The sequence below is a fragment of the Stenotrophomonas acidaminiphila genome (assembly GCF_014109845.1).
GTDB classification, from domain to species: domain Bacteria; phylum Pseudomonadota; class Gammaproteobacteria; order Xanthomonadales; family Xanthomonadaceae; genus Stenotrophomonas; species Stenotrophomonas acidaminiphila.
The window spans coordinates 3587770-3613111 of sequence record NZ_CP043567.1 but is presented as its reverse complement, the minus strand read 5'-3'; the positions used below and the strand labels follow the sequence as shown (position 1 = coordinate 3613111).

At 70.9% G+C, this 25342-nt stretch carries 21 protein-coding genes; 14 read left to right on the top strand and 7 right to left on the bottom strand.

Features of this window, described 5'->3' with window-relative positions:
- Positions 1-66: 66 nt before the first annotated feature.
- Entirely contained in the window at positions 67-2022 is a 1956-nt protein-coding gene (locus F0P95_RS16450) for an acetyl-CoA hydrolase/transferase C-terminal domain-containing protein (protein WP_182335129.1), read from the bottom strand.
- A 119-nt stretch (positions 2023-2141) separates the two neighbouring features.
- Here F0P95_RS16450 and F0P95_RS16445 point away from each other — a divergent pair, with 119 nt between their 5' ends.
- Genes F0P95_RS16445 through F0P95_RS16435 form a run of 3 tightly spaced genes read left to right on the top strand, consistent with a single transcriptional unit; the run spans position 2142 to position 4649 of the window.
- Positions 2142-2516 (top strand): BlaI/MecI/CopY family transcriptional regulator, encoded by a 375-nt coding sequence (locus F0P95_RS16445; protein ID WP_054667330.1) that lies wholly within the window; start codon positions 2142-2144, stop codon positions 2514-2516.
- The gene (locus tag F0P95_RS16440; protein ID WP_182335128.1) at positions 2500-4068 is read left to right on the top strand and encodes a TonB family protein; all 1569 of its coding nucleotides are present in this window, start codon (positions 2500-2502) and stop codon (positions 4066-4068) included. The genes F0P95_RS16445 and F0P95_RS16440 overlap by 17 nt, the downstream gene beginning before the upstream one ends.
- Entirely contained in the window at positions 4065-4649 is a 585-nt protein-coding gene (locus tag F0P95_RS16435; protein ID WP_425515889.1) for a hypothetical protein, read from the top strand. The genes F0P95_RS16440 and F0P95_RS16435 overlap by 4 nt, the downstream gene beginning before the upstream one ends.
- 93 nt (positions 4650-4742) lie before the next feature.
- Here the strand turns inward: F0P95_RS16435 and F0P95_RS16430 are convergent, their stop codons facing one another.
- Both F0P95_RS16430 and F0P95_RS16425 read right to left on the bottom strand, forming a co-directional pair.
- Positions 4743-5579 (bottom strand): S1/P1 nuclease, encoded by an 837-nt coding sequence (locus tag F0P95_RS16430; protein WP_182335127.1) that lies wholly within the window; start codon positions 5577-5579, stop codon positions 4743-4745.
- A 143-nt stretch (positions 5580-5722) separates the two neighbouring features.
- A complete protein-coding gene (locus F0P95_RS16425) occupies positions 5723-6367 on the bottom strand; it encodes an OmpW/AlkL family protein (RefSeq protein WP_054668757.1) in 645 nt (214 codons plus the stop codon).
- Positions 6368-6609: 242 nt separating this feature from the next.
- On the opposite strand from F0P95_RS16425, the gene gap reads away from it, so the two are divergent.
- From gap to F0P95_RS16410, 3 genes are all read left to right on the top strand, one after another.
- Positions 6610-7611, top strand: coding sequence for a type I glyceraldehyde-3-phosphate dehydrogenase (gap, locus tag F0P95_RS16420; protein ID WP_182335126.1), 1002 nt, complete (start codon positions 6610-6612; stop codon positions 7609-7611).
- 168 nt (positions 7612-7779) lie between these two features.
- Positions 7780-10491 (top strand): DUF2339 domain-containing protein, encoded by a 2712-nt coding sequence (locus tag F0P95_RS16415; RefSeq protein ID WP_182335125.1) that lies wholly within the window; start codon positions 7780-7782, stop codon positions 10489-10491.
- Entirely contained in the window at positions 10488-11867 is a 1380-nt protein-coding gene (locus tag F0P95_RS16410; RefSeq protein WP_182335124.1) for a DUF3999 domain-containing protein, read from the top strand. The genes F0P95_RS16415 and F0P95_RS16410 overlap by 4 nt, the downstream gene beginning before the upstream one ends.
- A gap of 38 nt (positions 11868-11905) precedes the next feature.
- Here the strand turns inward: F0P95_RS16410 and F0P95_RS16405 are convergent, their stop codons facing one another.
- The gene (locus F0P95_RS16405; RefSeq protein WP_182335123.1) at positions 11906-12505 is read right to left on the bottom strand and encodes a GNAT family N-acetyltransferase; all 600 of its coding nucleotides are present in this window, start codon (positions 12503-12505) and stop codon (positions 11906-11908) included.
- A 280-nt stretch (positions 12506-12785) separates the two neighbouring features.
- On the opposite strand from F0P95_RS16405, the gene F0P95_RS16400 reads away from it, so the two are divergent.
- The 4 genes from F0P95_RS16400 to F0P95_RS16385 all read left to right on the top strand — a co-directional run bounded on the left by F0P95_RS16400 (position 12786) and on the right by F0P95_RS16385 (position 17584).
- Positions 12786-13964, top strand: a complete 1179-nt coding sequence (locus F0P95_RS16400; RefSeq protein ID WP_182335122.1) for a phosphoglycerate kinase — start codon at positions 12786-12788, stop codon at positions 13962-13964.
- The gene (locus tag F0P95_RS16395; RefSeq protein ID WP_182335121.1) at positions 13961-14605 is read left to right on the top strand and encodes an HAD hydrolase-like protein; all 645 of its coding nucleotides are present in this window, start codon (positions 13961-13963) and stop codon (positions 14603-14605) included. The genes F0P95_RS16400 and F0P95_RS16395 overlap by 4 nt, the downstream gene beginning before the upstream one ends.
- A 343-nt stretch (positions 14606-14948) precedes the next feature.
- Positions 14949-16415, top strand: a complete 1467-nt coding sequence (gene pyk, locus F0P95_RS16390) for a pyruvate kinase (RefSeq protein WP_182335120.1) — start codon at positions 14949-14951, stop codon at positions 16413-16415.
- Positions 16416-16579: 164 nt separating this feature from the next.
- The gene (locus tag F0P95_RS16385; RefSeq protein ID WP_056931203.1) at positions 16580-17584 is read left to right on the top strand and encodes a class I fructose-bisphosphate aldolase; all 1005 of its coding nucleotides are present in this window, start codon (positions 16580-16582) and stop codon (positions 17582-17584) included.
- A 92-nt stretch (positions 17585-17676) separates the two neighbouring features.
- On the opposite strand, the gene F0P95_RS16380 is transcribed toward F0P95_RS16385, so the two are convergent.
- The 3 genes from F0P95_RS16380 to cysG all read right to left on the bottom strand — a co-directional run bounded on the left by F0P95_RS16380 (position 17677) and on the right by cysG (position 20875).
- Positions 17677-18255: an O-acetyl-ADP-ribose deacetylase gene (locus tag F0P95_RS16380; protein WP_182335119.1), complete on the bottom strand. Its 579-nt coding sequence runs from the start codon at positions 18253-18255 to the stop codon at positions 17677-17679.
- Between the two features lie 177 nt (positions 18256-18432).
- The gene (gene cysK / locus F0P95_RS16375; RefSeq protein WP_182335118.1) at positions 18433-19392 is read right to left on the bottom strand and encodes a cysteine synthase A; all 960 of its coding nucleotides are present in this window, start codon (positions 19390-19392) and stop codon (positions 18433-18435) included.
- A gap of 19 nt (positions 19393-19411) precedes the next feature.
- Positions 19412-20875 (bottom strand): siroheme synthase CysG, encoded by a 1464-nt coding sequence (gene cysG / locus F0P95_RS16370; RefSeq protein WP_182335117.1) that lies wholly within the window; start codon positions 20873-20875, stop codon positions 19412-19414.
- 164 nt (positions 20876-21039) lie between these two features.
- On the opposite strand from cysG, the gene F0P95_RS16365 reads away from it, so the two are divergent.
- From F0P95_RS16365 to F0P95_RS16350, 4 genes are all read left to right on the top strand, one after another.
- On the top strand, positions 21040-22023 hold the full coding sequence (locus tag F0P95_RS16365) for a LysR family transcriptional regulator (RefSeq protein ID WP_182335116.1): 984 nt from the start codon (positions 21040-21042) through the stop codon (positions 22021-22023).
- A gap of 211 nt (positions 22024-22234) precedes the next feature.
- Positions 22235-22672, top strand: a complete 438-nt coding sequence (locus F0P95_RS16360; RefSeq protein ID WP_425515888.1) for a DUF2946 family protein — start codon at positions 22235-22237, stop codon at positions 22670-22672.
- A gap of 69 nt (positions 22673-22741) precedes the next feature.
- Positions 22742-24802: a TonB-dependent copper receptor gene (locus F0P95_RS16355; protein ID WP_182335115.1), complete on the top strand. Its 2061-nt coding sequence runs from the start codon at positions 22742-22744 to the stop codon at positions 24800-24802.
- An 84-nt stretch (positions 24803-24886) separates the two neighbouring features.
- Positions 24887-25327, top strand: coding sequence for a BLUF domain-containing protein (locus F0P95_RS16350; RefSeq protein WP_182335114.1), 441 nt, complete (start codon positions 24887-24889; stop codon positions 25325-25327).
- Positions 25328-25342: the final 15 nt, after the last annotated feature.

Sequence of the window (25342 nt, the reverse complement as noted above, 5' to 3'; positions counted from 1 at the left end):
TGTCCGTGGAGCACGGGCGCCCGGCGCGGTGCGGGTCAGTCGCCTGGGCGTGCCCGCTGGCGCCGCTCAGGTCCGCGCCGTGCGCGCCAGCGCCAGCCGCAGCAGGCGCGCGTCGAGCCATTCGCTGAGGCCGGCAGCCCGCTCCAGCCGCATGCGCTGCAGGTACATGGCATCGTTGTCGCCGGACCCCTGGCGCAGGGCGGCAAGCACGGTACGCAGCTTGCCGCCGGCACTGCCGGTGTTGGCTTTCAACCAGCCCAGGGCACGCAGCAGGTCCTGCTCGACCGGGGTGAAGTCGCTGCCCAGCGGGTAGTCGGGCAGGCTGCCGTCGCGACGGAACGGTGCCAGTGCCGCGGACAGGACCCCGGCGCGGTTGCGCTGCCAGCGTGCCGGCGCCACGAAGTCGCCGGCCAGCTTCTTCGCGGCCCTGGCCTGTTGCAGCAGCGGCGCCTGGAAGGCGGCGTCGGTAATGCCGGCCATCGCGATCACGCAGTCCTCGTCGGTCATGCCGCGCAGGTCGGCGATGCCGTATTCGTTGATGAAGATATCGCGCAGGTGCCGCGGGATGGTGGTGTGGCCATAGTTCCAGCGCACATTGGACTGCGTCTTGCCGGCATCTTCGCGCAGCGCACGGAACATCAGCACGCCGCGGGCATCGGCCAGCGCGTGCGCCATCGCCACGAAGTTGTACTGGCCGCCGACCCCCGACACTACCCGGCCGTCCTCCAGTCCATCGGATACCGCCGCGCCGAGCGCGGTGGCCATCATGCAGGAATTGAAGAAGCGCGCCTGCCGGCGCTGCAGCCGCTGCAGGGCTTCGTCGCCGCTGCGGAACTGGTTGATCTCGCTGATGCGGCGCATGCCGATGGCGCGGCCTTCGTCGGCGGGCAGGTGCCGCAGCCAGTCGTAGAATTCAGGCGAGCCAAGATAGAACGCGCCATGCAGGTACTCGCCCTCCTCGGCCAGCCGCGCATGGTCGGCGGTGTACGCGCTGCCGTTGGCCAGGCGTTGCATCAGCGCCAGGTCGTCATGCACCTTGCGACGGATCACGCCACTCTGCACCAGCTTGCGGAAGCCCTCGTTGAGCATTTCGCTGCAGCCGTACAGGCCGCTGTCGAACGGCTCCAGCCCACCGATGGCGTGCACCAGCGGATGCTGCTCCAGTGCCGGATCCAGCGCGTGCAGTACCCGGCGATAGCGGGCGTTGTCGGTGTGGCGCAGGACCAGCGCATGGCTGAGCGCGTCGGCCAGCGCACCGATGCCGATCTGCAACGTGCCGCCGTCGCGCACCAGGGTGCTGGCATACAGGCCGATGGCGTAGTCGGCATCGCTTACCGGTTGCCGCGGCAGGCCGAACAGTTTCGGATACGGGCCGGGCGGGGTCAGCACCAGGTCGAAGAACCCGGCCTCGACCGTGGCGCTGCCGCCCAGCCAGGGCAGTTGCGGGTCGATCTCGGCGATCAGCAGCGGGCGTGGCAGCCCGCGAGCGATGACGGCGTCGATCGTGTCCTGGGTGAGATCGTTGTTGCATGACAGCGACAGCCGCGTACTGCCTTCGCGGCTGGCCACTTTCTGCACGATGGCATGCGGCGCGCGCTGCGCCAGCGCATCGGCGACGTGGGTGTAGTTGAGGCTGCTATAGGCGCGTTGCGCCTGCGCCGAGCGCAGCAGCGCCCCGGACTGCATGTAGAACTCCTCCACCTGCACATGCGCCGGCAGGGCATCGCGCGCGATCGCCTTGGCGTAGGCCAGGCGCGGGAAATCCGCGCCGAAATGGCGCTCGACGAACGGCCCCAGGAAGCGCGCCTGCAATCCGTCGCCGGCGGCATCGGGCGGATCGAGCGAGAGCGCGGTGTAGAGCTGCAGCGGATGCGATGGATCGTTCTCGATGCGCGCATACAGCGCATTGAGCAGGCGGTGCGGCTTGCCCAGCGCCAGCGGCGCGGCGATGCGCAGGGGGCCGCCGACATGGGCCAGCAGCCACGCCACGGCGGCATCGGGATCGGTCACGTGATGGGGCATGGCAGGCGCATCGTTCGTGGGAAGCGGCATTACAGCATCGGTGTGATGAAGCCGTGGTCGGCGCGCTTGACAGGTGGTTCGATTACTCGTGTAATCGTTAAAAATTACGGATGTAAACGATGATCCGGATCAGCGAAGCCGAAGCGGTGGTGATGGAGGTCCTGTGGGAGGCGCACCCGCTCGCGGCCGAGGACGTGATCGCGCGCGTCGCCGGGCGCAACGACTGGGCCGAAGCCACCGTCAAGACCCTGCTCAACCGCCTGCTCAACAAAGGCGCGATCAGCGCGGTGAAGGAGCGGCGGCGCTATCTGTATGCGCCGCGGGTGCAACGCGATGCCTGGGTGCTCGAGGAAAGCAGCAGCCTGCTCGAGCGCCTGTTCGACGGGCGCGTGGCGCCGCTGGTGGCGCACTTCAGCCAGCACCGGAAGCTGGGCCGCGACGACGTGGCCGAACTGCGCAGGCTGCTGGAGGAGCTCGATGATGACCAGCCTTGAGTTGATGCGGGCCTTGCTGGCCACCACGCTGGCCAGCAGCGCGGCGATGGCGGTGGTGCTGGCGCTGCGCGGCGTGGTGCGACGCCGGCTGGGTGCCAGCGCGGCCTACCTGCTGTGGCTGGCGGTGCCGGTGACGCTGCTGGCCGTGCTGGTGCCGGCGCCGCGGGTGGCGGTGCTGCCGATGCACGCCATCGGCGCGGTGCTGCCTGCCACCAGCGCCGTCCTCGGGCAGGCCACGCCGATGCTGCCGTGGACCTGGGCGCTGGGCGCGGCCTGGCTGGCGGGCGTGCTGCTGGCGATGGCGGGGTTGCTGCGCCAGCAGCGGCGTTTCGTCCGTGGGCTGGGAGCGCTGCAGCGCCGCGACGACGGCATCTGGCAGGCGCAGGGCATGGCCGGGCTGCCGGCCGTGGTCGGCCTGTGGCGGCCGCGCATCGTGTTGCCGGTGGACTTCGAACAGCGTTACACCGCGCCCGAGCGCCGGCTGGTGCTGATGCACGAACGGGTGCACCTGCACCGGGGCGACATCGTCGTCAACGCGCTGCTGGCGGCCATGCAGTGCCTGTACTGGTTCAACCCGCTCGTGCCGCTGGCGCTGCGCCGCTGCCGCGAGGACCAGGAATTCTCCTGCGACGAGCGCGTCATCGCCCGCAGCGATGGCGCGCGTCGCAGCTATGGCAACGCCATGCTCAAGACCGGGCTGTCGCTGTCGCCGTTGCCGGTGGGCTGCCACTGGCGGGACCCGCATCCGCTGAAGGAGCGTATCGCCATGTTGAAGCATCCCGTGCCCGGCAAGAAGCAGTGGTTGGCGATGGTGCTGTTGGCGGTGGGATTGTCATCGGGCCTGGGCTATGCGGCGTGGGCCGCGCAGCCGGCGCAGGTGCGGGCCGTCGCCACCGGCGCTGCCTATTACAGCGTGAAGCTGCGGTTGGACGTGGACGGCCAGGCCCGCGACTTCGAGGTGCGCGAGCAGGCGGGCAAGCCGTTCGCATTCTCGATGGACACGCCGGCCGGCCGCAGGTGGGAGGGGCAGTTCAAGGTCGACACGCTGGACACGGCGCGTGTCGCGTTGTCCGGCACCCTCCGCGAAGGCGACAGGATCATCGCGGCGCCGCGGCTGGTGGTGGCGATCGACGACGGCACGGCCGCCATGCATGCCCGCGCGAAGGACGGCGGTTCATCGTTCCGGATGGAGGCGGTCGTCACCGACCTCGGCAGGGACCCCGGCCCCGCAGCCGGTCTTTCCGCGCCGGCGGACGCGCCGGCGCGCACGGCGGGATTCGCCAGCATGCAGCCGCCGCGCTATCCACCGAGCATGAACACCGGCGAGGTGGTGCTGCTGGTCGAGGTGGCTGCCGATGGCACGGCTGCGGGCATCATGCTCGACCGCAGTTCGGGGCATGCCGACCTGGATGAAGCGGCCATGGAAGCGGCCCGCGCATGGACCTTCGTTCCGGCTTTCAAGGACGGCAGGGCGGTCGCCGGCAAGGTGCGCGTGCCGGTGCGTTTCGAGATGGACGCGACGACCGCCCCCGGCGCGGACGGCGCATCGTGATGCGGGGGGCTGTGCGCGGCGCGATGTGCCTGCTGCTGGCCCTGGCCGGTTGCGCGACGCGACCGGCCGTCACCGAAGACGTGGCGGACAGCAGCTACACCATCGGCCAGCGCCTGCTGCTGCCGGAGTCGGCGGGTGGGCAGGCCGGGGACGTGCAGCCCTACATGCTGTCCGGGCGTGAAGTCTTCCGCATGCCCCGGCCGGTGCATGCGCCGCCGCCGGAACTGCCGCCGCTGCAGGGCCGGCAATCGCTGCCGCCGGTGACGGTCTGCCTGAATGTCGTGGTCGATGCGCAGGGCGGGGTGCAGCGCAGCTTCCCGCTGCTGGGCCACAGCCAGTGCGGCGCCGGCAATGACGCCGGCAACGGGCATCTGCTGCAGGCCGCGGACGACGCCGTGCGGCAATGGCGCTTCGCGCCCGCGGCGATCTGCCGTTTCGCCGCCGGTGCCGCACCGGTGGCGCCGGATGACTGCAGCGGTGCCACGCAGGTGGAGGAGGTGCCGGTGACGCTGCCCTACGCCTTCACCTTCGAGATCGTGCAGGGGCAGGCACGCGTGCGGGTCGGCAATGCGCCGCGTTGAGCGGCGCGCTACGGCAACCCGTCGCGGCGGGGGCAGTGCCCGGCCATGCGCCAGCGGCAGGGCATCCGCCGGGCGGCGTCCGCTGCCGCGGGGTCAGCGCGGCGTCTGCGCGGTATCCAGCAGTGCGTTCAACAGCGCCGCCAGCCGTTCGCCGGCCAGGCGCAGCTGCGCTTCGGCCACCGGCCGCCAGGTGTCGGCGTAGGCCTGGCCGACCTTGCGGTTGGCCGGATACACGCCCTCGCGGGTGGCGATGCGGCAGCTCTGTTCGGCCCACAGCGAGGCATCGCGCTGCAGTTGCGGCGCGGTGATGCCCGCCGGAGCGGGCAGCGCCTGCAGGCGCTGCAGGTAGTGGTCGTCGTCCAGTTGGAGGGCGTAGAACATGCCGCTGTCCCACAGCGAGTGCAGGTTGGTGCCACGCTCGTTGAACTGCAGCTGGTAGGTGTTGCCGCCCTTGTCATGGCCGTAGCCGGCGTGCATGGGCTGATGCAGGTCGCCGGCCAGGTGCACGACGAATTTGAGTGCCTGCAGGCGCTCGCTGTCGGAGAGGCTGCGGTCGGCCAGGCGCGCGCTCTGTGCCTTCAGTGCCTCGACCACGCAGTCGCCGTCGCGGCAGTGTTTCGGCGGATCGTAGGTGCAGCCGTCCTCGGCCATGTTGATGTAGTGCCAGCCGGCCGAGCGCTTGCCCAGGTCCGGGTCCCCGGCGCGCAGCTGGTCGGCCCACGGTGCGATGCTGGCCAGGGTGGCGCCGGGCTCGGTGGCGAGCAGGCGCTGCACTTCCGCTGCCGCGGCGGGGTCCAGCCGGGTTTCGGCGATGCGCGCGACCAGGCGGTGGCCCTGCGCGCCCCAGGCGAAGGCGGGTGTGGAGACCAGGGAGCAGGCGGCCAGGACGACGCCGGAGAAAAGCAGGGGGGTGCGGACGCGGATTTTCATCGCCGCATTCTAGCGGCGCGGTGGCGGGTGCCGTGTGCCGAAAGTGGCGGGCCTGTCCACGACCCCACCGCGCTTGGCTCGCGGCGGGTCATGAACAGGCCCTGGGAAACGCCCTTCCCCCTCGGTACCGGGGGAGGGTGGGATCAGAACGAGCGGACGTAGGCCACGCCGTACACCAGCGGGTCGATGTTGGCGGTGCCCAGCTTGTTGCCGTTGACCTTGACCTTGGTGTCGATGTCGGCCCAGCGCAGGTCCACGCGCAGCGCGTCCTTCTTGGTCAGCGCGAAGTCCAGGCCGGCATGCGCGGCCAGGCCCCACGAGTCTTCCAGCTTCAGGCGGGTGCCGGCCAGCGCGCCCTTGCTGTCGGTGCTGAAGAACTTGGTGTAGTTCACGCCCAGGCCGACGAACGGGGTGACCTTGCTGCTGTTGGCGAAGTGGTACTGCAGCGAGACCACCGGCGGCAGCTGCTTGGTGCGGCCCACCGTGCCCACGCCGTCGATGCTGACGTCGTGCTGGAACGGCAGTGCGGCCAGCACTTCCACGCCCACGTTGTTGGCGACGAAGTATTCGAACGTCACGGTCGGACGCACGCTGCTGTCCACCTTGGTCGGCAGGGCGCCCAGGCCCAGGGCCGAACCGTTGAGGTCGCCGGCGCTGGACTTCGGATCGACGTTGTGGACGCCGACGCCCAGGGTCCAGTCACCCTTGGACTGCGCCATGGCGGGAGCGGCGGACAGGACCAGGGCGGCGGCGAGGCCGGACAGCAGCAGGGCGGGGGTCTTGCGCATGGTGCGTTTCCATTGCTTGGTGAGGATGGCGCAAGTCTCCGCGTGGCGGCGGACGCCTGCCTTGATCCGGATCAAACCGGCGTCCGCGCTCATGGCGCGTTCACGATCCGGGCGCTGGCGGGCCACGCTCCGTCGCCGATCCGCGCCGGGGCCGCCACGGCCAGCGGGCTGGGCCCGGCTGCTACAATGAGCCCCCTTTCCACCCCCGCCGCAGCGGTCTGCGGCCGCAGGAGTTCGTGAACATGGCAATCAAGGTCGGCATCAACGGTTTCGGTCGCATCGGGCGCAACGTGCTGCGCTCGGCAGTGTTGAACTTCGGCAACGACATCGAAGTCGTGGCCATCAACGATCTGCTGGAGCCGGATTACCTGGCCTACATGCTCAAGTACGACTCCGTGCACGGCCGCTTCAAGGCCGATGTCGCCATCGAGGGCGGCCACCTGCTGGTCAACGGCAAGAAGATCCGCCTGACCCAGGAGCGCGACCCGGCCAACCTGAAGTGGGACGAGGCGGGCGTCGACGTGGTGATCGAGTCCACCGGCCTGTTCCTGACCAAGGAAGCGGCGCAGAAGCACATCGATGCCGGCGCCAGGAAGGTGATCATGTCGGCGCCGTCCAAGGACGACACGCCGATGTTCGTGTTCGGCGTCAACGACAGGACCTATGCCGGCCAGGTGATCATCTCCAACGCCTCGTGCACCACCAACTGCCTGGCGCCGCTGGCCAAGGTCATCAACGACAAGTGGGGCATCAAGCGTGGCCTGATGACCACCGTGCACGCCGCCACCGCCACCCAGAAGACCGTCGACGGCCCGTCCAACAAGGACTGGCGCGGCGGCCGCGGCATCCTCGAGAACATCATCCCGTCGTCCACCGGCGCGGCCAAGGCCGTGGGCGTGGTGATCCCGGAACTCAACAAGAAGCTCACCGGCATGAGCTTCCGCGTGCCGACCTCGGACGTGTCGGTGGTCGACCTGACCGTCGAACTGGAGAAGCCGGCCACCTATGCCGAGATCTGCGCCGAAGTGAAGGCCCAGAGCGAGGGCCCGCTGAAGGGCGTGCTGGGCTACACCGAGGACAAGGTCGTGGCCACCGATTTCCGCGGCGAGACCCACACCTCGGTGTTCGACGCCGAAGCCGGCATCGCGCTGGACTCCACCTTCGTCAAGCTGGTCAGCTGGTACGACAACGAGTGGGGCTACTCCAACAAGTGCCTGGAAATGGTGCGCGTGGTCGCGGCCTGATCCGCACCGCGGGGATATGAAGGAAGGGCGCCGCGGGCGCCCTTCTTTTTGCCTGCGGCGGCGCGGATGCGGCAGGGCGCAGGGCGCCGTCGGGGCGGTTGCGCGGCTTGCGTTTCGACGGGGCGTGGATGAAGGTGGCGTGGCACCTTCCGGTGACAGGGACGGCGAATGGACGACGAGATCGTGTTGTTGGGGTTGCTGCTGCTGGCGGTGGTGCTGGCGGTGCCGGTGCTGCTGGTCATGGCACTGGTATCGGTGGCCTCGCTGAAGCGTCGGGTGGCCGCGCTTGAAGACGCGCTGGCGCGCGGGCAGGCCGGCGAAGCCGGCCGCGCCGCCGATCCGGGCAACGCGCGGCATGGGCTGCCGCAGGCACGCGAGCTCGCGCCCGCGCCGGTCGGGCCCGTGCCGGAACCCGCGATGGATGCGCCGGCGCCCCCATCGCCCGCGGTTGCGCCGCCGCTGCCGCCGCTGCGCGAACCCCTCGCGCCGCGGCAGGTCCGCAGCGCGCCCGGTCCCGCGCCCGTGCCGGAAGCGACGGCCGCGGCTGGGCCGAACCTCGTCGAGCGCGGCATCGCGTACATCAGGCAGTGGTTCACCCGCGGCAACGTGCCGGTCAAGGTCGGCATGCTGGTACTGCTGGCCGGCGTGGCGGCGCTGCTCAAGTACGGCAGCGATGCCGGCTGGTTCAGTTTCCCGCCTGCGTTCCGCCTGGCCGGGATCAGCCTGGCGGCATTGGCCGGGCTGGCGTTCGCCTGGCGCAAGCGCGGGAGCCACCGTGCGTTCGCGCTGGCCCTGCAGGGCGGTGCGATAGGCGTGCTGCTGCTGGTGGTGTTCGCCGCGTTCAAGAACCACGGCCTGATCGACGCGCTGCCGGCGTTCGCGATCAGCGTGGTGCTGATCGCCGGGCTGTGCGTGATGGCGGTGCTGCAGGAGTCGCGCACGCTGGCCATCCTCGGCGTGCTGGCCGGGTTCATGGCGCCGGTCTGGCTGTCCGATGGCAGCGGCAACCATGTCGGCCTGTTCTCGTACTACGCGCTGCTCAACGCCGGCATCTTCGCCATCGCCTGGGTGCGGCCGTGGCGCATCCTCAACCTGCTTGGTTTCGTCTTCACCTGGGGCATCGGCACGCTCTGGGGCGTGCTCGATTACGCGCCGGCCAAGTTCGCCAGCACCGAGCCGTTCCTGCTGCTGTTCTTCGCGTTCTACCTGCTGTTGCCGCTGCTCCATGCGCGCAAGGCGGCGACCCCGGGCGGTGCACGCATCGATGGCTGCCTGCTGTTCGGCACGCCGCTGGTGGCGTTCTCGCTGCAGGCCGCCCTGCTGCAGGGCGAGCGCATGCCGCTGGCACTGTGCGCGCTCGGCATGGCGGCGATCTATGCGCTGCTGGCGCGTGCGTTGTGGCACCGCGAGCGCCTGCATCTGCTGGCGCAGGGGCATGCCATCCTGGCGGTGGGCTTCGCCACGCTGGCGGTGCCGCTGGCGCTGTCGGCGCAGGCCACGGCCTCGGTCTTCGCGCTGGAAGGCGCCGGCCTGGTCTGGCTGGGCCTGATGCAGCAGCGCCGGCTGGCGCGCTGGACCGGCATCGGCCTGCAACTGGCGGCGGCGTTCGCGCTGGCGGTGGGCATCGAGGGCGCCCATGCCATTCCTGACGGTGCCGGATACGCCGTCGCCAACGCGACTTTCATGGGCGCGCTGCTGGTCGCGCTGGCCGGTTTCGCCAGCGCGTGGCTGTACCGCGGTGCCGGCAACATGCCGCTGGCCGCGATCGCCTATGCCTGGGGCCTGGCCTGGTGGATGGGCAATGCCGGTACCGAGATCGCGCGCTTCGTGGAGCCGCGCAGCGTCCTGCACGCGATGCTGCTGCTGCTGGGCGTGAGCGGCTGGGTGGCGGCCGAGGTGCACCGGCGCCGGCCGGCGCTGGCGCTGTCGCTGACCACGCTGGGGTGTCTGGTACTGGCGTTCCCGCTGGCGTTCCTGCAGCTCGCCGCGTACGGCCAGCCGTTTGCAGGCCACGGTGCCTGGGCCTGGCCGCTGTTCGCCGCGCTGGGCCTGCGCAGCCTGCTGTGCCTGCGCGCGGCGGGCGATGCCATCGCCGGCGCGGCGCAGCTTGCCTGGTGGCTGCTGTGGCCGACGGTGCTGTCGCTGTTGTCCTGGCACCTGGGCACGCGCTTCGCGCTGGCCGGGGGCTGGGTCGGCATGCTGCTGGCGCTGCCGTGGCTGCTGCTGGCGGCGGTGTCGATCCGCCGCTGGCGCTGGCTGGCGCAGCCGCTGGGTGCCGCGTTCGACCGCTACCGGCCGGTCCTGCAGGCGGCGACCTTCGCGGTGCTGGGCCTGTGGTGGCTGGTCTCGCTGGCCGGCGCCGGGGCTGCGGCGCCGCTGCCGTGGATCGCGCTGCTCAACCCGCTGGACCTGGCGCAGCTGGCGGTGCTGGTGCTGGCGGCGATGGCGCTGTGGTCCGCCGATGCGGGCACGCCGCTGGCCGGGCTGCGGCGGGGCCTGCTGCCGCTGGCGGCGCTGCTGCTGGTCAGCACCATCACCCTGCGCGCCGTGCATCACTGGGGCGGCATCGACTGGAATGGCCGCCTGATCGACACCAGCCTGGCGCAGACCAGCCTGACCGTGGTGTGGAGCCTGCTGGGCGTGATCGGCTGGGTGAGCGGCTCGCGCCGCGGGCAATGGGCCGTGTGGCTGGCCGGTGCGATCCTGATGGGCGTGGTGCTGGCCAAGCTGCTGCTGATCGACCGCGCCAACCTGGGCGACCTGCTGGGCATCGGCGCCTTCATCGCCTACGGACTGCTGTGCACCTTGGTGGGCTGGCTGGCGCCGGCACCGCCGCGACGCTCAGGTGCTGAAACGAACCACGAGGAAACAACCGCATGATCAGGCGTTTGTGGTGGATGGCGCTGCTGCCGCTGGCGGCGCAGGCGGCCGACGATTTCGCCATGCAGTGGCCGCTGCAGCCGGCGCATCCCGATGCCGGCGCGTATCGCGTGGTGCTGGATGCCGGGGTCTACCGTGCGGCGTACTGGCGCGACCTGCGCGACGTGCAGGTGATCGACGCCGACGGCAAGCCGATGGCCAGCGCGGTGCAGGCCGCGGCCACGCCGATCGCCGGGCCGGCGCGGCAGGTGGAACTGGACTGGTTCGCCGTGCCCGCCGGTGCCGCCACGACGACGGGCGGGGACCTGAGCGTGGTGGTGCAGCGCGACGCCGGTGGCAACGTGGTGTCGGTGCGCAATGCGCTGGGCACCGCCGCCGTGGGCCAGGGCGACCCGGTGTGGCTGGTGGACCTGGGGCGGCAGGCCGGGCAGGTGCAGGCATTGCGCGTGGAATGGGAAGGCGAGCCGGCGGCGCTGGACCTGGGCTACCGGCTGGAGGGCAGCGATGACCTGCGCCGCTGGCAGGTGCTGGACCCGGAAGTGCGGCTGGTAAGGCTGCGCAACCAGGGGCGGCAGTTGAGCAGCGAGCGCGTGGCGGTATCCACGGCGCTGCGCTACCTGCGGCTGGTGCCGCTGCAGCGTGAAGGCGCGCCGCCGCTGCGCGCGTTGCGTGGCGAGCTTGCCGGCGATGCGGTCGCTGGCGATTGGCAATGGGTCGAGCTGGCCGCATCGGTACCCGGCGGCGACCCGGTGGCCCGGTTCGGCTACCAGGTCCAGGGCCGTTTCCCGGTGCAGCGGGTGGACGTGGCGATGCCGGCCAACACCGCGGTGGCGTGGACTGTGTCCAGCCGCGACGAGGATCGCCGGCAGGCCGGCGCGGAGCCGGCCTGGCAGGTGCATGCCCGCGGCTGGAACACCTGGACGCTGCAGGAAGGCGGGCGCCGGCAGGCCTCGGCACCGCTGCAGCTCGGGCAGGAAACCAGTGACCGCGACTGGCAGCTGCAGGCCGAGCCGGCCATGGCCGGCACGCCGGCGCCGACCCTGAAACTGGGCTACCGGCCGGGCAGCGTGGTGTTCCTGGCCCAGGGCCGCGCGCCGTATCGGCTGGTCGCCGGAAACGCGCGGGCGGCCACCCGCGAAAGCAGCCTGGAGCCGATGCTGGCCGCGCTGCGGGCGCGCAACGGCGCGCAGTGGCAGCCGACGGTGGCGCGTCTGGGCGAAGGCACGGTACGTGCGGGCGACAAGGCCTATGCGCCGGCGGCACCGGTACGCGACTGGAAGAGCCTGCTGCTGTGGGCGGTGCTGGTGGCCGGTGCGCTGGCCGTGGCCGGTTTTGCGATCAGCCTGCTGCGCGGCGCCCGCCCCGCGAACGGCTGAGGCGGACACCGCGGGCGCCGCGTCCGCCGCGGCGGGCCTCAGCGCGCAGGCGCCCCGGCATGCCCCTGCGCGTACGTGGCCTGCGGGTCGATGAAGTCCCGCCGCAGCAGGCCGTAGATGGCGCTGTCACAGACCTCGCCGTTTACATGCCAGCGTTCGCGCAGCGTGCCTTCGCGGACGAAGCCGAGCTTTTCGACCAGCCGGCACGAGGCCAGGTTGCGCGGGTCGATGTCGGCTTCGATCCGGCGCAGGCCCATGCCGTCGAACAGATGGCGCAGGATCATGCGCAGCGCCTCGCTGGCCAGCCCGCGCCCCTGCCAGTCGCGATGCAGGCTGTAGCCGATCTCGGCGCGGCCCTGCTCCAGGTTCATCGCGAACACCGCGCTGGTGCCGATGAGCTGGTCGCTGCGCGCATCGGCGATGGCCCAGACCAGGACGTCCAGTTCGCGCCGCTGGCGGCGGATGTCGGCCAGCTTCTGCTCGGCCTGGGCCGGCCGGGTCCAGGCCGGACAGCTCCAGTAGCGCATCACCTGCGGATCGCCGTGGATGGCGAACAGGGCCGGCGCATCGTCCTCGCGCGGTTCGCGCAGGCGCAGGCGCAGGCTGGACAGTTCCGGTTGCGGCAGGCGCGTCGGCATCGTGCGTACCTCGGGTTTGCCCCGCCAGCGGGGGCGGGCGAGAATCACGGTTTGCCCACAGTCTTCCGGAGCCGACCCCGCCCTGTCCATCGTCCGCATGGCCCAGCTCGACCCCGCCGGCAAGCGCCTGCGGGTGGACCGGGGCGCGAGGCGGCCAGGGTGGACTGCCGCATCGGCCTGCCGCGCTGCCGGGACCGGCGTCCCCGGGCAGGCATGCCGTGCCATGACCGGCGGCTCCACGACGTATCCCACCCCTTCCCGAGAAGCCAGAGAATTGCACATGTCCATCGTTCGCATGACCGACCTTGATCTTTCCGGCAAGCGTGTCCTGATCCGCCAGGATCTCAACGTGCCGATCGACGACAACGGCACGATCACCTCCGAGCAGCGCATCACCGCGTCGCTGCCGACCCTGAAGCTGGCGCTGGAAAAGGGCGCCGCCGTGCTGGTGACCTCGCACCTGGGCCGGCCGAAGGAAGGCGTGTGGAGCGAGGCCGACTCGCTGGCGCCGGTGGCCGCGCGCCTGTCCCAGCTGCTGGGCGTCGAGGTGCCGCTGGTCAAGGACTGGGTGGATGGCGTGGACGTGGCCCCGGGCAGGATCGTGCTGCTGGAGAACTGCCGCATGAACGTGGGCGAGGGCAAGGATGACGAAGCCCTGTCGAAGAAGTACGCCGCGCTGTGCGACGTGTTCGTGATGGATGCCTTCGGCACCGCGCACCGTGCGCAGGCCTCGACCCATGGCGTGATCCGCTTCGCCCCGGTCGCCGCCGGTGGCCCGCTGCTGATGGCCGAGCTGGATGCGCTGGACAAGGCGCTGGCCAACCCCGCGCGGCCGCTGCTGGCGATCGTCGCCGGCTCCAAGGTGTCGACCAAGCTCGAGCTGCTCTCCAGCCTGGTCGGCAAGGTCGACCAGCTGATCGTCGGCGGCGGCATCGCCAACACCTTCATCGCCGCCGAGGGCCATGGCGTGGGCAAGTCGCTGGTGGAGAACGACCTGCTGGAAACCGCCCGCAGCATCGACGCGGCCGCCAGGGCGCGCGGCGCCGAGATTCCGCTGCCGGTCGACGTGGTCGTGGCCCCGGCCTTTGCCGCCGATGCGCCGGCCACCATCAAGGCGGTCGATGCGGTGGGCGCCGACGACATGATCCTGGACATCGGCCCGCAGACCGCCGCGCAGTACGCCGCGCTGATCGCCGGGGCCGGCACCGTGGTGTGGAACGGCCCGGTCGGGGTGTTCGAGTTCGATGCCTTCGGCAAGGGCACCGAAGCGCTGGCCCGCGCCATCGCCGCGTCCAGCGCGTTCTCCATCGCCGGCGGTGGCGACACCCTGGCCGCGGTGGACAAGTACGGCATCGCCGACAAGGTCAGCTACATCTCCACCGGCGGCGGCGCGTTCCTGGAATTCCTCGAGGGCAAGACCCTGCCGGCGGTGGCGGCGCTGGAGGCCCGCGGGGCGTGAGCCGCGATGTGCTGTTCTTCGATCTCGACGGCACGCTGATCGATTCGGCCGTCGGCATCACCCGCTGCGTGGCCTACGCACTGGAGCGGATGCAGCAGCCGGTGCCGCCGCCGGCCGAGCTGCGCCGCTGGATCGGACCGGCGCTGCGCACCAGCTTCACCCCGCTGTTCGGCGACGCGCAGCGCGTCGAACAGGCGGTGGCGCTGTATCGCGAACGCTTCGAACTGCACGGCTGGCAGGAACATGACGTCTATGCCGGCATCGGCGAGGTGGTGCAGGGGCTGCATGCCGCCGGCCACCGGTTGGCGGTGGTCACGGCCAAGAACGAGCCGCACGCGCGGCGGATCGTGGAACACCTGCCGTTCGGCGGCTGTTTCGAGGACGTGATCGGCGCCACCGCCGACGGCGCGCGCAGCCACAAGCCGGAGCTGATCGCTGAAGCGCTGCAGCGGTTGTCGCTGGCGCCCGCGCAGTGCTGGATGATCGGCGACCGGCGCATGGACATCGAGGGCGCGCGCCACCATGGCATGCGCAACGTCGGCGTGCTGTGGGGCTTCGGCGGCCGCGAGGAACTGAGTGCGGCCGGTGCCGGTTCGCTGGCCGGCACGCCAGCCGAGCTGGCGCGGCTGCTGTCGCGCTGACGCCGCGGCGGCGGGCGGAGCGCGGCGTGCGCTGAAGCCGCGCGCGCGGTGTATGCGCGCCGGTGGGCGACAGCCGCGACCGGTCCGTCGCAAGCGCCGGTCGTTGCCGTCGCGTTGTCCTGGCTGGCTGTCGGGTTGTCCCGTGTCGACAAATCGAGACTCGTGCGTGTCCGGTTGCCGCGTCGCCGGTGGACAGCGCGGTGTAACGCGAAGGTGATGTCCGGACATGCTGTCCGCGCTGTCTGCGGGACAGCGTGGAAAGTGTCTTCTGAAATCGTATGCGACATCGTTGTCATGCGGTGGATATGCTAATTTCGGCGGCCTTTCAGGGAGTTTTTGCACCATGATCGAACGCCAGCGCCGCACCAAGATCCTCGCCACCCTCGGACCGGCCACCGATGCGCCGGGCGTGCTCGACGATCTGTTCCGCGCCGGTGTCAACGTGGTGCGCCTGAACTTCTCCCATGGCGATCCGTCCGGCCAGGCCAAGCGCGCCGCCGAAGTGCGCGCCGCCGCCAACCGCATCGGTGTGGAAGTGGGCATCCTGGCCGACCTGCCGGGCCCGAAGATCCGCATCGAGCGCTTCGCCGAAGGCAAGGTGCAGCTCAAGGCCGGTGACCGCTTCGACCTGATCGCCAAGGCCGATGCGGCGCCCGGCGACGCCACCCAGGTGGGCGTGAGCTACCTCGGCCTGCCGCAGGACGTGGGCCCGGGCGACGTGCTGCTGCTGGACGATGGCCTGATGCAGCTGCAGGTGGTGGAGGTGCAGGGCGAGCGCATCATCAACACCGTGCTCAACGACGGCGTGCTGTCCGACCGCAAGGGCCTGAACAAGCAGGGCGGCGGCCTGTCGCTGGGCGCGTTGACCGAACGCGACAAGGAGCTGATCGGCATCGTGGCGAAGATCGGCGTGGACTTCATCGCCGTCTCGTTCTGCCGCAACGCGCAGGACATGAACGACGCCCGCGCCATTGCCCGCCAGCATGGCTGCGATGCGGCGCTGGTCTCCAAGATCGAGCGTACCGAGGCGATCGAGAACCTGGAGGAGATCGTCGAGGCCAGCGACGTGGTGATGGTCGCGCGCGGCGACCTGGGCGTGGAAATCGGCGACGCCGAACTGCCGGGCCTGCAGAAGAAGATCATCAAGGCCGCGCTGGCGCAGAACAAGGTGGTGATCACCGCCACGCAGATGCTGCAGTCGATGGTCGAAAGCCCGATCCCGACCCGCGCCGAAGTGCTGGACGTGGCCAACTCGGTCATCGACGGCACCGACGCGGTGATGCTGTCGGCCGAGACCGCCGCCGGCGCCTATCCGGTCAGGGCGGTCGAGGCGATGGCGCGCATCTGCCTCGGGGCCGAACGCCAGTTCCAGATCGACACCGATTTCAATGCCTCGCCGCGCAACCTGGAGCGCGCCGACCAGGCCATCGCCATGGCCACCATGTTCCTGTCCCAGCACGTGGGCGTGCGCGCGATCGTGGCGATGACCGAGTCCGGCGGCACCGCGCGCTACCTGTCGCGGTTCCGCGCCAAGGCGCCGGTGTTCGCGGTGACCCGCCACGACGGCGCGCGCCGGCAGATGGCGCTGATGCGCGACGTGTTCCCGATCAATTTCGACAGCCGTGGCTTCACCCCGCGCGAAGCCGCGCGCGGCAGCATCCGCCTGCTGGTCGAGGCCGGCCTGCTGCAGGCCGGCGACCGCGTCGTGTTCACCAGCGGCGAGCACATGGAAACCCACGGCGCCACCAACACCCTGCGCCTGCTCGAAGTCGGCAGCGACGGCCGCGCCAGCGGACTGGGCGAGCTCTGATCGATGTGCCTGCACGGGCCACCGCGGTGGCCCGTGCGTGACCGCGGTGGACAGGAATTGTCCTGGCCGGTGGATTGAAAGCGGTTCCAGTGCGTCCTCACGGCCGGCCGACGACGGCCGCGGGCTATAATCCGGGTTTTCCCGCACCCCGTCACAGGAACTTCATGAGCATCGAACTGCTGGCTGAAACCGCCCAGGCCATGGTCGCCCCGGGCAAGGGCATCATCGCCATCGACGAATCCACCGGCACGATCGCCAAGCGCTTCGCCAGCGTCGGCATCGAGAACACCGAAGAGAACCGCCGCGCCTACCGCGAGCTGCTGCTGACCACGCCCAAGCTCAACGAGCACATTTCCGGCGCGATCCTGTACGACGAAACCATCCGCCAGAGCACCCGCGACGGCGTGCCGTTCGCCAAGTACATGGCCGACCACGGCATGATCCCGGGCATCAAGGTCGACAAGGGCGCGCACCCGCTGGCCGGCTGCCCGGGCGAGCTGGTCACCGAAGGCCTGGACGGCCTGCGCGAGCGCCTGCAGGAGTACTACAAGCTGGGCGCGCGCTTCGCCAAGTGGCGTGCGGTCATCAACATCGGCGAGAGCATCCCGTCGGGCACCTGCATCGAGTCCAACGCCCACGCGCTGGCCCGCTACGCCGCGCTGTGCCAGGAATGCGGCCTGGTGCCGATGGTCGAGCCGGAAGTGATCATGGACGGCGACCACGACATCGAGACCTGCTACGAAGTCACCGAAGCCACCCTGCGCTCGCTGTTCGACGCGCTGTACCAGCAGAACGTGCTGCTGGAAGGCACCATCCTGAAGGCCTCGATGGTCATCTCCGGCAAGGACTGCGACGAGCAGGCCGACGTCGAGGAAGTGGCCGAAGCCACCGTGATGTGCCTGAAGAGCACCGTGCCGGCGATCCTGCCGGGCGTGGTGTTCCTGTCCGGCGGGCAGAGCGACGAGCAGTCCACCGCGCACCTGAACGCCATGAACCAGCTCGACAAGCTGCCGTGGCCGCTGAGCTTCTCCTACGGCCGCGCGATGCAGCAGGCCGCGCTGAAGCTGTGGGCCAAGGACATGAAGGGCAACTACGAGGCCGCGCAGAAGACCGTGTACGAGCGTGCCCGGGAAAACGGCCTGGCCGCGCTGGGCAAGTGGGAAGGCTGACCGGCCCCTGCCCGTGATGGATGTGGAAACGCCGGCCCTGTGCCGGCGTTTCCATGTGTGCGGGCCCGCAGCGTGACTGGCGGCCCGCGCCGCTAACGCGCGAACGATGGCAGCGGATCGTCCACGGCCACCGCCGCATGCGCCTGCGCGGCAACGGCCAGTGCCTGCTGGTAGGCCTTGAAGGTGGCGGTGTTGTAGGCCACCAGCACAATCCGCACCGGCCGCGCGTGGCTCTTCTGCCAGGTCACCGTTTCGGTGACGGCGATGGCGGCGGCCTGGTGCATGGGGTAGCCGTAGACGCCGCAGCTGATCGCCGGGAAGGCGATCGATTCCAGCCGCATCTGCTCGGCCAGCCGCAGCGATTGCCAGTAGCAGTTGGCGAGCAGCGCGGCCTCGTCGCGCTGGCCGCCGTGCCAGACCGGGCCGACGGTGTGGAACACATGGCGTGCCGGCAGCGCATGGCCGGCGGTGGCGCGGACCTCGCCCGGCGGGCAGCGCACGCCCGGGCGCAGTTCCGGCAGGCGCGCGCATTCGGCCAGCAGGCCCGGCCCGGCCGCGCTGTGGATCGTGCCGTCGACACCGCCGCCACCGAGCAGGCTCTCATTGGCCGCGTTGACGATGGCGTCCACGTCGAGGGTGGTGATGTCGCCGTGCCAGATGTCGATGTTCATGCCCGCGATCTTCCCTTCCCGTATATGAGCAAAACGTGACGGATGCACGGCTTGCGCCGGCCCACGGCAAAGTCTGAGGAAGATGCGTCTCCACGGCTGCGACGCGGCGCCCGGCAAGCAGCAAGGCCGCCCGGGGGCGGCCTTGTGCGGGGGGAGGGCGGCGCGCGGGACGCGGGGTTACGGCAGGCCGGCCAGCCAGTCGTCGTCGCTGCCTTCGTTGATGTCGGCGAACAGCGGGGTGGAGAAATAGCGCTCGCCGGTATCGGGCAGCATGGCCAGGATCACCGAGCCGGCCGGTGCGTTGGCGGCGACCTCCAGCGCGGTGGCGGCGGTGGCGCCGGAGGAGATGCCGACGAAGATGCCCTCCTCGGCGGCCAGCCGGCGCGAAGTCTCGATCGCGCGTTCGTCCTGCACCGTGTACAGCGCGTCGTAGACGTTGCGGTTGAGCACGTCCGGCAGGAAGTCCGGGGTCCAGCCCTGGATCTTGTGCGGCTTCCACTCGTCGCCCTTGAGCAGCGCCGCGCCGGCCGGCTCGGTGGCGATGATGCGGGTGTCCGGGCGCGCCAGTTTCAGCACCTCGCCCACGCCGGTCAGGGTACCGCCGGTGCCCCAGCCACTGACGAAGTAGTCCAGCCGCTTGCCGGCGAAGTCACGCAGGATCTCGGCGGCGGTGGTGTTGCGGTGGTAGGCCGGATTGGCCGGGTTGGCGAACTGGCTGGCGAGGAACCAACCGTGCCTGGCGGCCAGTTCCTTCGCCTTTTCCACCATGCCGGTGCCGCGTGCCGCGGCCGGGGTCAGGATCACCTTGGCGCCATACGCGCGCATCGCCTTGCGGCGTTCCACCGAGAAGGTCTCGGTCATCACCGCCACGAACTTGTAGCCGCGTGCGGCCGCGACCATGGCCAGGGCCACGCCGGTGTTGCCCGACGTGGCCTCGACGATGGTGTCGCCGGGCTTGAGCACGCCGCGCTTTTCTGCGTCGAGCACGATCGCCAGCGCCAGGCGGTCCTTGACCGAGCCGCCGGGGTTGAACGACTCGACCTTGACGTAGACGTCCACCCCGGCCGGCGCCAGGCGGTTGAGCTTGACCACCGGGGTATTGCCGACGGTGTCGAGGATGTTGCTGTAGATGGCCATGGGGATCTCCTGGAAGGAATCAGGCGGCGTCGGCCAGTGTGGTCGGCGGCGTCTTTGCTGAAGGTGAGGATGCGTGGGCAGCGGCGGGCAGCGGCGCCTGGCCGAACCAGTGCAGTTCGTTCGCCAGCGCGGCCACCTCGCCGACGACCAGCAGTGCCGGCGACTGCACCGCGTGCGTGGTGGCGGCCTCCGCCAGTTGCCGCAGGTGCCCGCTGACCACCCGCTGGCCGGGGCGCGAGCCGTTCTCCACCAGCGCGAACGGCGTGGCGGCGGGCAGCCCGGCTTCGAGCAGGTGCGCCTGGATCCGTGCCAGCGCGGCCACGCCCATGTAGAACACCAGGGTCTGTCGTGGCGCGGCCAGCGCATGCCAGTCGAGCGTGTCCAGCGATTCGCGGCAATGCGCGGTGACCAGGCGCAGCTGCTGGGCGTGGTCGCGGTGGGTGAGCGGGATGCCGGCGTGCGCGGCGCAGGCCAGTGCCGCGGTGATGCCCGGTACCACCTCGTAGGCGATGCCGTGCGCACGCAGGAACTGCAGCTCCTCGCCACCGCGGCCGAACACGAAGGCATCGCCGCCCTTGAGCCGTACCACGCGGCGACCGGCGCGGGCGTGTTCCAGCATCAGCGCGTGGATATGCTCCTGGCGGGTGCTGTGGCCGCGCGCGGACTTGCCGACTTCGATGCGGTCGGCGTCGCGGCGGGCCAGCTGCAGCACCTCGGCGCTGACCAGGCGGTCGTGCAGGATGACGTCGGCCTGGTTGAGCGCGCGCAATGCGGCCAGGGTGAGCAGGCCGGGGTCGCCGGAACCGGCGCCGACCAGCACCACCGAGCCGGCCGCTGCCGGCGGCTCGTCGGCCATCGCCTGCCGCAGCGCGGATTCGGCGTCGCCAGGGCGATGCCGGCGCAGCAGCTCCAGCACCGGGCCGTCGAGCAGGCGGTCGAAGAAGCGGCGGCGTGCGGCGGTGTCCGGGAAGCGCGCGCGGATGGCCGGGCGGTGGCGCCCGGCCAGTGCGGTCAGCTGGCCCCAGGCGCCATCGAACAGCTCTTCCAGCCGGCGGCGGACATGCCGCGCCACCATCGGCGCGGCGCCGCCGCTGGAGATGGCGATCTGCAGGGCGCCGCGCTCGACCACGGCCGGCACGTGGAAGCGCGACAGCTGTGCGTCGTCGACCACGTTCACGAACAGCCGCTGCGCCTCGGCCGCACGCGCGACCGCCTGGTTGACCGCGACCGTGTCGGTGGCGGCGACCACCAGCCACACGTCTTCGGCCAGCCAGCGCGTGTCGAACAGGCCGGGCAGCCAGTCGATGCGGCCGGCCTCGGCCAGCGCCCGCAGTGCCGGCGACAGGTGCGGCGCGCCGACCCGGGGCCGTGCACCGGCGTGCAGCAGCGCCTCGACCTTGCGCCCGGCCACCGCGCCACCGCCGACCACCAGCACGGCACGGCCGTTGAGATCGGCGAACAGCGGGAACAGGGGGGCGTCCAAGGTGGCAGGGGCGGCGGTCGTGGCAGGGATGCTGACCGTAGTCCCGCCCCGCGGGCCCCGGAAATGACTTGCCCCGCCTATCAAATTACTTTCGGTTATAAGTAGGCCATGCGATCTGACCTACAGTGGGTCGGGTCCCCGCCTAGCCTCCGCCCCGACCCCCGATGACCCTGACCCAACTGCGCTACCTGGTGGCGATCGCCGACGCCGAGCTGAACATCACGCTGGCGGCCACGCGCGTGCACGCCACCCAGCCGGGGCTGTCCAAGCAGCTCAAGCAGCTGGAGGACGAACTGGGCTTCCTGCTGTTCGTGCGCAAGGGGCGCAGCCTGGAGTCGGTGACCCCGGCCGGCGCGGAAGTGATCGCGCGGGCGCGGCTGGTGCTGGCCGAAGCCAACAACATCCGCACCTACGCCGCCAACCAGCGCCGCGAGAGCCACGGCCAGCTGGTCCTGACCACCACCCATACCCAGGCGCGCTTCGTGCTGCCGCCGGCGGTGGCGCGGATCAAGCAGGCCTATCCGCAGGTCAGCGTGCACCTGCAGCAGGCCGCCGAGAGCGACGCGCTGGACCTGCTCAGCCAGGGCGACGCCGACATCGCCATCGTCAGCACCGCCGGCGGCGAACCCAGCACCGGCATCGCGGTGCCGCTGTACCGCTGGCGGCGGCTGGTGCTGGTGCCCAAGGGCCATGCGCTGGAGCGTGCCGGCAGGCTGCCGGACATGGCCGCGCTGGCCGCCCACCCGCTGATCAGCTACGAATCCTCGACGCGGCCCAGTTCCTCGCTGCGCCGCGCCTTCGCCACCCAGGGGCTGGAGCCTGACCTGGCCCTGACCGCGCTCGATGCCGATCTGATCAAGACCTATGTACGCGCCGGCCTGGGCGTGGGCCTGCTGGCGGAAATGGCGGTCAGCGCCGGCGACGGCGACCTGCGCGCCTGGCCGGCGCCGTCGGCGATTCCCGAGTGCACCGCGTGGGCGGTGCTGCCGCGCGACCGCGTGCTGCGCGACTACGCGCTGGAACTGGTGCACGTGCTGGCGCCGCAGATCGACAAGCGCGACCTGCGGCGCGTGCTGGAGGGCAACCAGGCGGCCGACTGGCCGGTACCGCCGAGCTGGGAAGAGCTGACCCAGACCATCACCAACTGAGGCCGGCAACCAGCCTGGGATACCGGGCGCGCCGACTGCGCCGACTGCGCCGACGCGGGCCAGGAGCGCGTGGCCTGGCGCGTCGCGGTGTCCGCCGGCCCGCATCGGCGAGGATCCCGGGCCGGCGTCCGCGGCCTTCCGTCGGTACCGGTTTCCCCCTGCGGCGATGTGTCGCACATGGACGGCCGCGGCGGGGTCTTAAAATCGTGCCGTGATCCGATCCCCGCACATGCACCGCTGGATGTTGCTGCTTGCGCTGGCAGCCGCGCTGCTGATGGCGCTGGCGCCGGTGGTGAGCCGCGGGATGCAGGCCGTGCAGGGGGCGCATGCGTCGATGGCGCATGCGATGCCCGCGATGGCCATGGCGGGCGGCACGCAGGCGCTGCCGCCTGCGATGGATGCGCATGCCGGGCATGCCGATGCCGTCGGCTCTACCGGCAAGACCCCTGCGCCTGATCCGCATGCCGCCCATGGCGAGGCCTGCGACTACTGCACCATGGCGTCGCGGCTGCTGCCGTGGCTGGCGGTGCTGCTCCTGCTGGCACCGCTGCTGTACCGCATCGCGCCGCAGCCGGCGCGTGCCTCCCTGTTCAGCGCCGGCCTGCGCTGGCCGGCGCATCCGGCGCGTGGGCCGCCGTTGTTCTCCTGACGACAGATCCCCTTCTTCCCGCTGCCTGTCGCTTCGTGCGGCACGTGGCATGTCGTACCGGAGAATTCCATGTATCCCGTTTCCCGTACGCCGGGCGCCCCGGCGTGCCTGGCCGCCTGCGTCTGCCTGGCGCTGTTTCCCCTGCTCGCGCACGCCGACGAGCCCGATTCGATCAAGACCCTGGACACCCTGGTCGTGACCAGCGCCGCGCCGTCCTCGCCGCTGAACTGGGTCACCGACCCGCGCCTGCCGCGGCAGCCGGTGCCCGCCAGCGATGGCGCCGACTACCTCAAGACCGTTCCCGGCTTCTCCGCGATCCGCAACGGCGGCACCAACGGCGACCCGGTGCTGCGCGGCATGTCCGGTTCGCGGCTGAACATCCTCACCAACGACGGCAACCTGCTCGGCGCCTGTCCCTCGCGTATGGACAACCCGCTGTCCTACATCGCGCCGGAAACCTATGACCGGCTGACCGTCGTCAAGGGGCCGCAGAGCGTGCGCTGGGGTGCCGGCGCTTCGGCCGGCACGGTGCGCTTCGAGCGCGACATGCCGCGCTTCGACGCCCCGGGCATGGAGCTGCAGGCCAGCGCGCTGGGCGGCTCCAACAGCCGCAACGACCAGATGCTCGACGCCAGCTTCGGCAGCCGCCCGGGCTACGTGCGGGTCAACGGCAACCGCTCCGAGTCCGGCGACTACCGCGACGGCAACGGCGAGGTGGTGCCGTCGCGCTGGCGCAAGTGGAACGCCGATGTCGCCGTCGGCTGGACGCCGGATGCCGACACCGTGGTCGAACTCAATGCCGGCACCGGCGATGCCCTGGCCCGCTATGCCGGCCGTGGCATGGACGGGGCGGCGTTCAAGCGCAGCAGCTACGGCCTGCGTTTCGAGCGCGGCAACCTGCCCGGGGCATGGGACAAGCTGCAGGCCAACCTGTACTACAACGAGGCCGACCACTTGATGGACAACTACACGCTGCGCACGCCCAACCCGAACGGCAGCATGCCGATGCCGATGGCGTCCAACGTGGCGCGGCGCACCAGCGGCGGCCGCATCGCCTCGGAATGGCGCTGGCAGGACGTGGCCATCGTCGCCGGCATCGACGCCCAGGACAGCCGCCACCGCAAGCGCAAGGGCATGGGCCGCGACACCTGGAAGCAGATGCCGTGGATCCGCGATGCCGAACTCAGCAACACGGGGGCATTCGCCGAACTGACCTTCGGCGAGGACACGCCGCGGCGCTGGGTGAGCGGGTTGCGGGTGGACAAGGCGCAGGCCAAGGACCTGCGCGTGACCAGCGGTATGATGTCCATGCCCAACCCCACCGCCGGGCAGACGCGCGAGCAGACGCTGGGCAGCGGCTTCCTGCGCTACGAGCGCGACCACGGCCAGGCCTGGACCTGGTATGCCGGGCTCGGCCACAGCGAGCGCATGCCCGACTACTGGGAGCTGTTCTCTGCCGACGCCGGCCCGGCCGGCAGCGTCAACGCTTTCGCCGGGGTGAAGCCGGAGAAGACCACCCAGCTCGACCTCGGCCTGCAGTTCCGCGGGCGCACGCTCGATGCCTGGGTGTCGGCCTACGCGGGGCGCCTGCAGGACTACATCCTGTTCACCTACCGCAGCGGCGGCATGATGGGCAGCAGCACGCGTGCGGGCAATGTCGATGCGCGCATTGCCGGTGCCGAGGCCGGGCTGGAATGGCGGCCGGCGCAGGGCCTGAAGTTGGGCAGCACGCTGGCCTATGCCTGGGGCGAGAACCGCGACGAGCAGCGGCCGCTGCCGCAGATCCCGCCGCTGGAAGGCCGCTTCAGCGCATCCTGGGAACACGCGCGCTGGTCGACCGGGGCGTTGCTGCGGGTGGTCGCCGGGCAGGACCGGGTGGCGCAGGACGAAGGCAACGTGGTGGCGCGCGATCTCGGCCCGAGCGCCGGCTTCGCCACGCTGTCGCTCAACGCCGCCTACCGCATCAGCGATGGCCTGCGGGCCAGCGCCGGCGTGGACAACGTGTTCGACCGCGCCTATGCCGAACACCTCAACCTGGCCGGCAGCGCCGACTTCGGCTTCCCCGCCGACCCGGTGCGGATCAACGAACCCGGCCGCACGCTCTGGCTGAAGCTGGACTATCGCTACTGACGTGGCGGCTCCCGCTGCCGGGCGACCGGCAGCGGGAGACCTGTGTCATGCTTGCCCGACCAGGCACGGAGCAGGGAACCGCAGATGACGCACCGGGCCGTGGCCTATACCAGTACCGCCGTGGCCGGGCTGACCCCGGCCGACCTCGACCACCTGCTGGTCGATGCGCGCGCGCGCAACCGCATGGAAGGCGTCACCGGCGTGCTGCTCTACGACGGCCAGCGCTTCTTCCAGTATTTCGAGGGGCCGGATGCCGGCGTGGAGCGGATCTACGCGCGCATCCGCGGGTCGCGGATGCATGTCGAACTGGACGTGCTGCAGGACGGGCCGGTGCAGCAGTTGCATTTCATGCAGTGGCACATGGGCTGTACGCGTACCGACGGCAGCGTGCTGCTGCAGTTGAGCAGCCGCCAGTGGCAACAACAAGCGCGCTACCTGGGCGAGGACCTGGCACGCGCCAGCGATACGCCGGGGCTGCGCGGGTTGCTGGCGTTCTGGGAGCAGCAGGAAGCCGCGCTCAGCTGATCGCGCCCAGGCGGG

Bases quoted from the DNA above. Each gene is read 5' to 3' on its own strand.
- F0P95_RS16450 (WP_182335129.1), bottom strand. From the start codon at position 2,022: ATGCCCCATCACGTGACCGATCCCGATGCCGCCGTGGCGTGGCTGCTG.
- F0P95_RS16445 (WP_054667330.1), top strand. From the start codon at position 2,142: ATGATCCGGATCAGCGAAGCCGAAGCGGTGGTGATGGAGGTCCTGTGG.
- F0P95_RS16440 (WP_182335128.1), top strand. From the start codon at position 2,500: ATGATGACCAGCCTTGAGTTGATGCGGGCCTTGCTGGCCACCACGCTG.
- F0P95_RS16430 (WP_182335127.1), bottom strand. From the start codon at position 5,579: ATGAAAATCCGCGTCCGCACCCCCCTGCTTTTCTCCGGCGTCGTCCTG.
- F0P95_RS16425 (WP_054668757.1), bottom strand. From the start codon at position 6,367: ATGCGCAAGACCCCCGCCCTGCTGCTGTCCGGCCTCGCCGCCGCCCTG.
- gap (WP_182335126.1), top strand. From the start codon at position 6,610: ATGGCAATCAAGGTCGGCATCAACGGTTTCGGTCGCATCGGGCGCAAC.
- F0P95_RS16415 (WP_182335125.1), top strand. From the start codon at position 7,780: ATGGACGACGAGATCGTGTTGTTGGGGTTGCTGCTGCTGGCGGTGGTG.
- F0P95_RS16410 (WP_182335124.1), top strand. From the start codon at position 10,488: ATGATCAGGCGTTTGTGGTGGATGGCGCTGCTGCCGCTGGCGGCGCAG.
- F0P95_RS16405 (WP_182335123.1), bottom strand. From the start codon at position 12,505: ATGCCGACGCGCCTGCCGCAACCGGAACTGTCCAGCCTGCGCCTGCGC.
- F0P95_RS16400 (WP_182335122.1), top strand. From the start codon at position 12,786: ATGTCCATCGTTCGCATGACCGACCTTGATCTTTCCGGCAAGCGTGTC.
- pyk (WP_182335120.1), top strand. From the start codon at position 14,949: ATGATCGAACGCCAGCGCCGCACCAAGATCCTCGCCACCCTCGGACCG.
- F0P95_RS16385 (WP_056931203.1), top strand. From the start codon at position 16,580: ATGAGCATCGAACTGCTGGCTGAAACCGCCCAGGCCATGGTCGCCCCG.
- F0P95_RS16380 (WP_182335119.1), bottom strand. From the start codon at position 18,255: ATGAACATCGACATCTGGCACGGCGACATCACCACCCTCGACGTGGAC.
- cysK (WP_182335118.1), bottom strand. From the start codon at position 19,392: ATGGCCATCTACAGCAACATCCTCGACACCGTCGGCAATACCCCGGTG.
- F0P95_RS16365 (WP_182335116.1), top strand. From the start codon at position 21,040: ATGACCCTGACCCAACTGCGCTACCTGGTGGCGATCGCCGACGCCGAG.
- F0P95_RS16355 (WP_182335115.1), top strand. From the start codon at position 22,742: ATGTATCCCGTTTCCCGTACGCCGGGCGCCCCGGCGTGCCTGGCCGCC.
- F0P95_RS16350 (WP_182335114.1), top strand. From the start codon at position 24,887: ATGACGCACCGGGCCGTGGCCTATACCAGTACCGCCGTGGCCGGGCTG.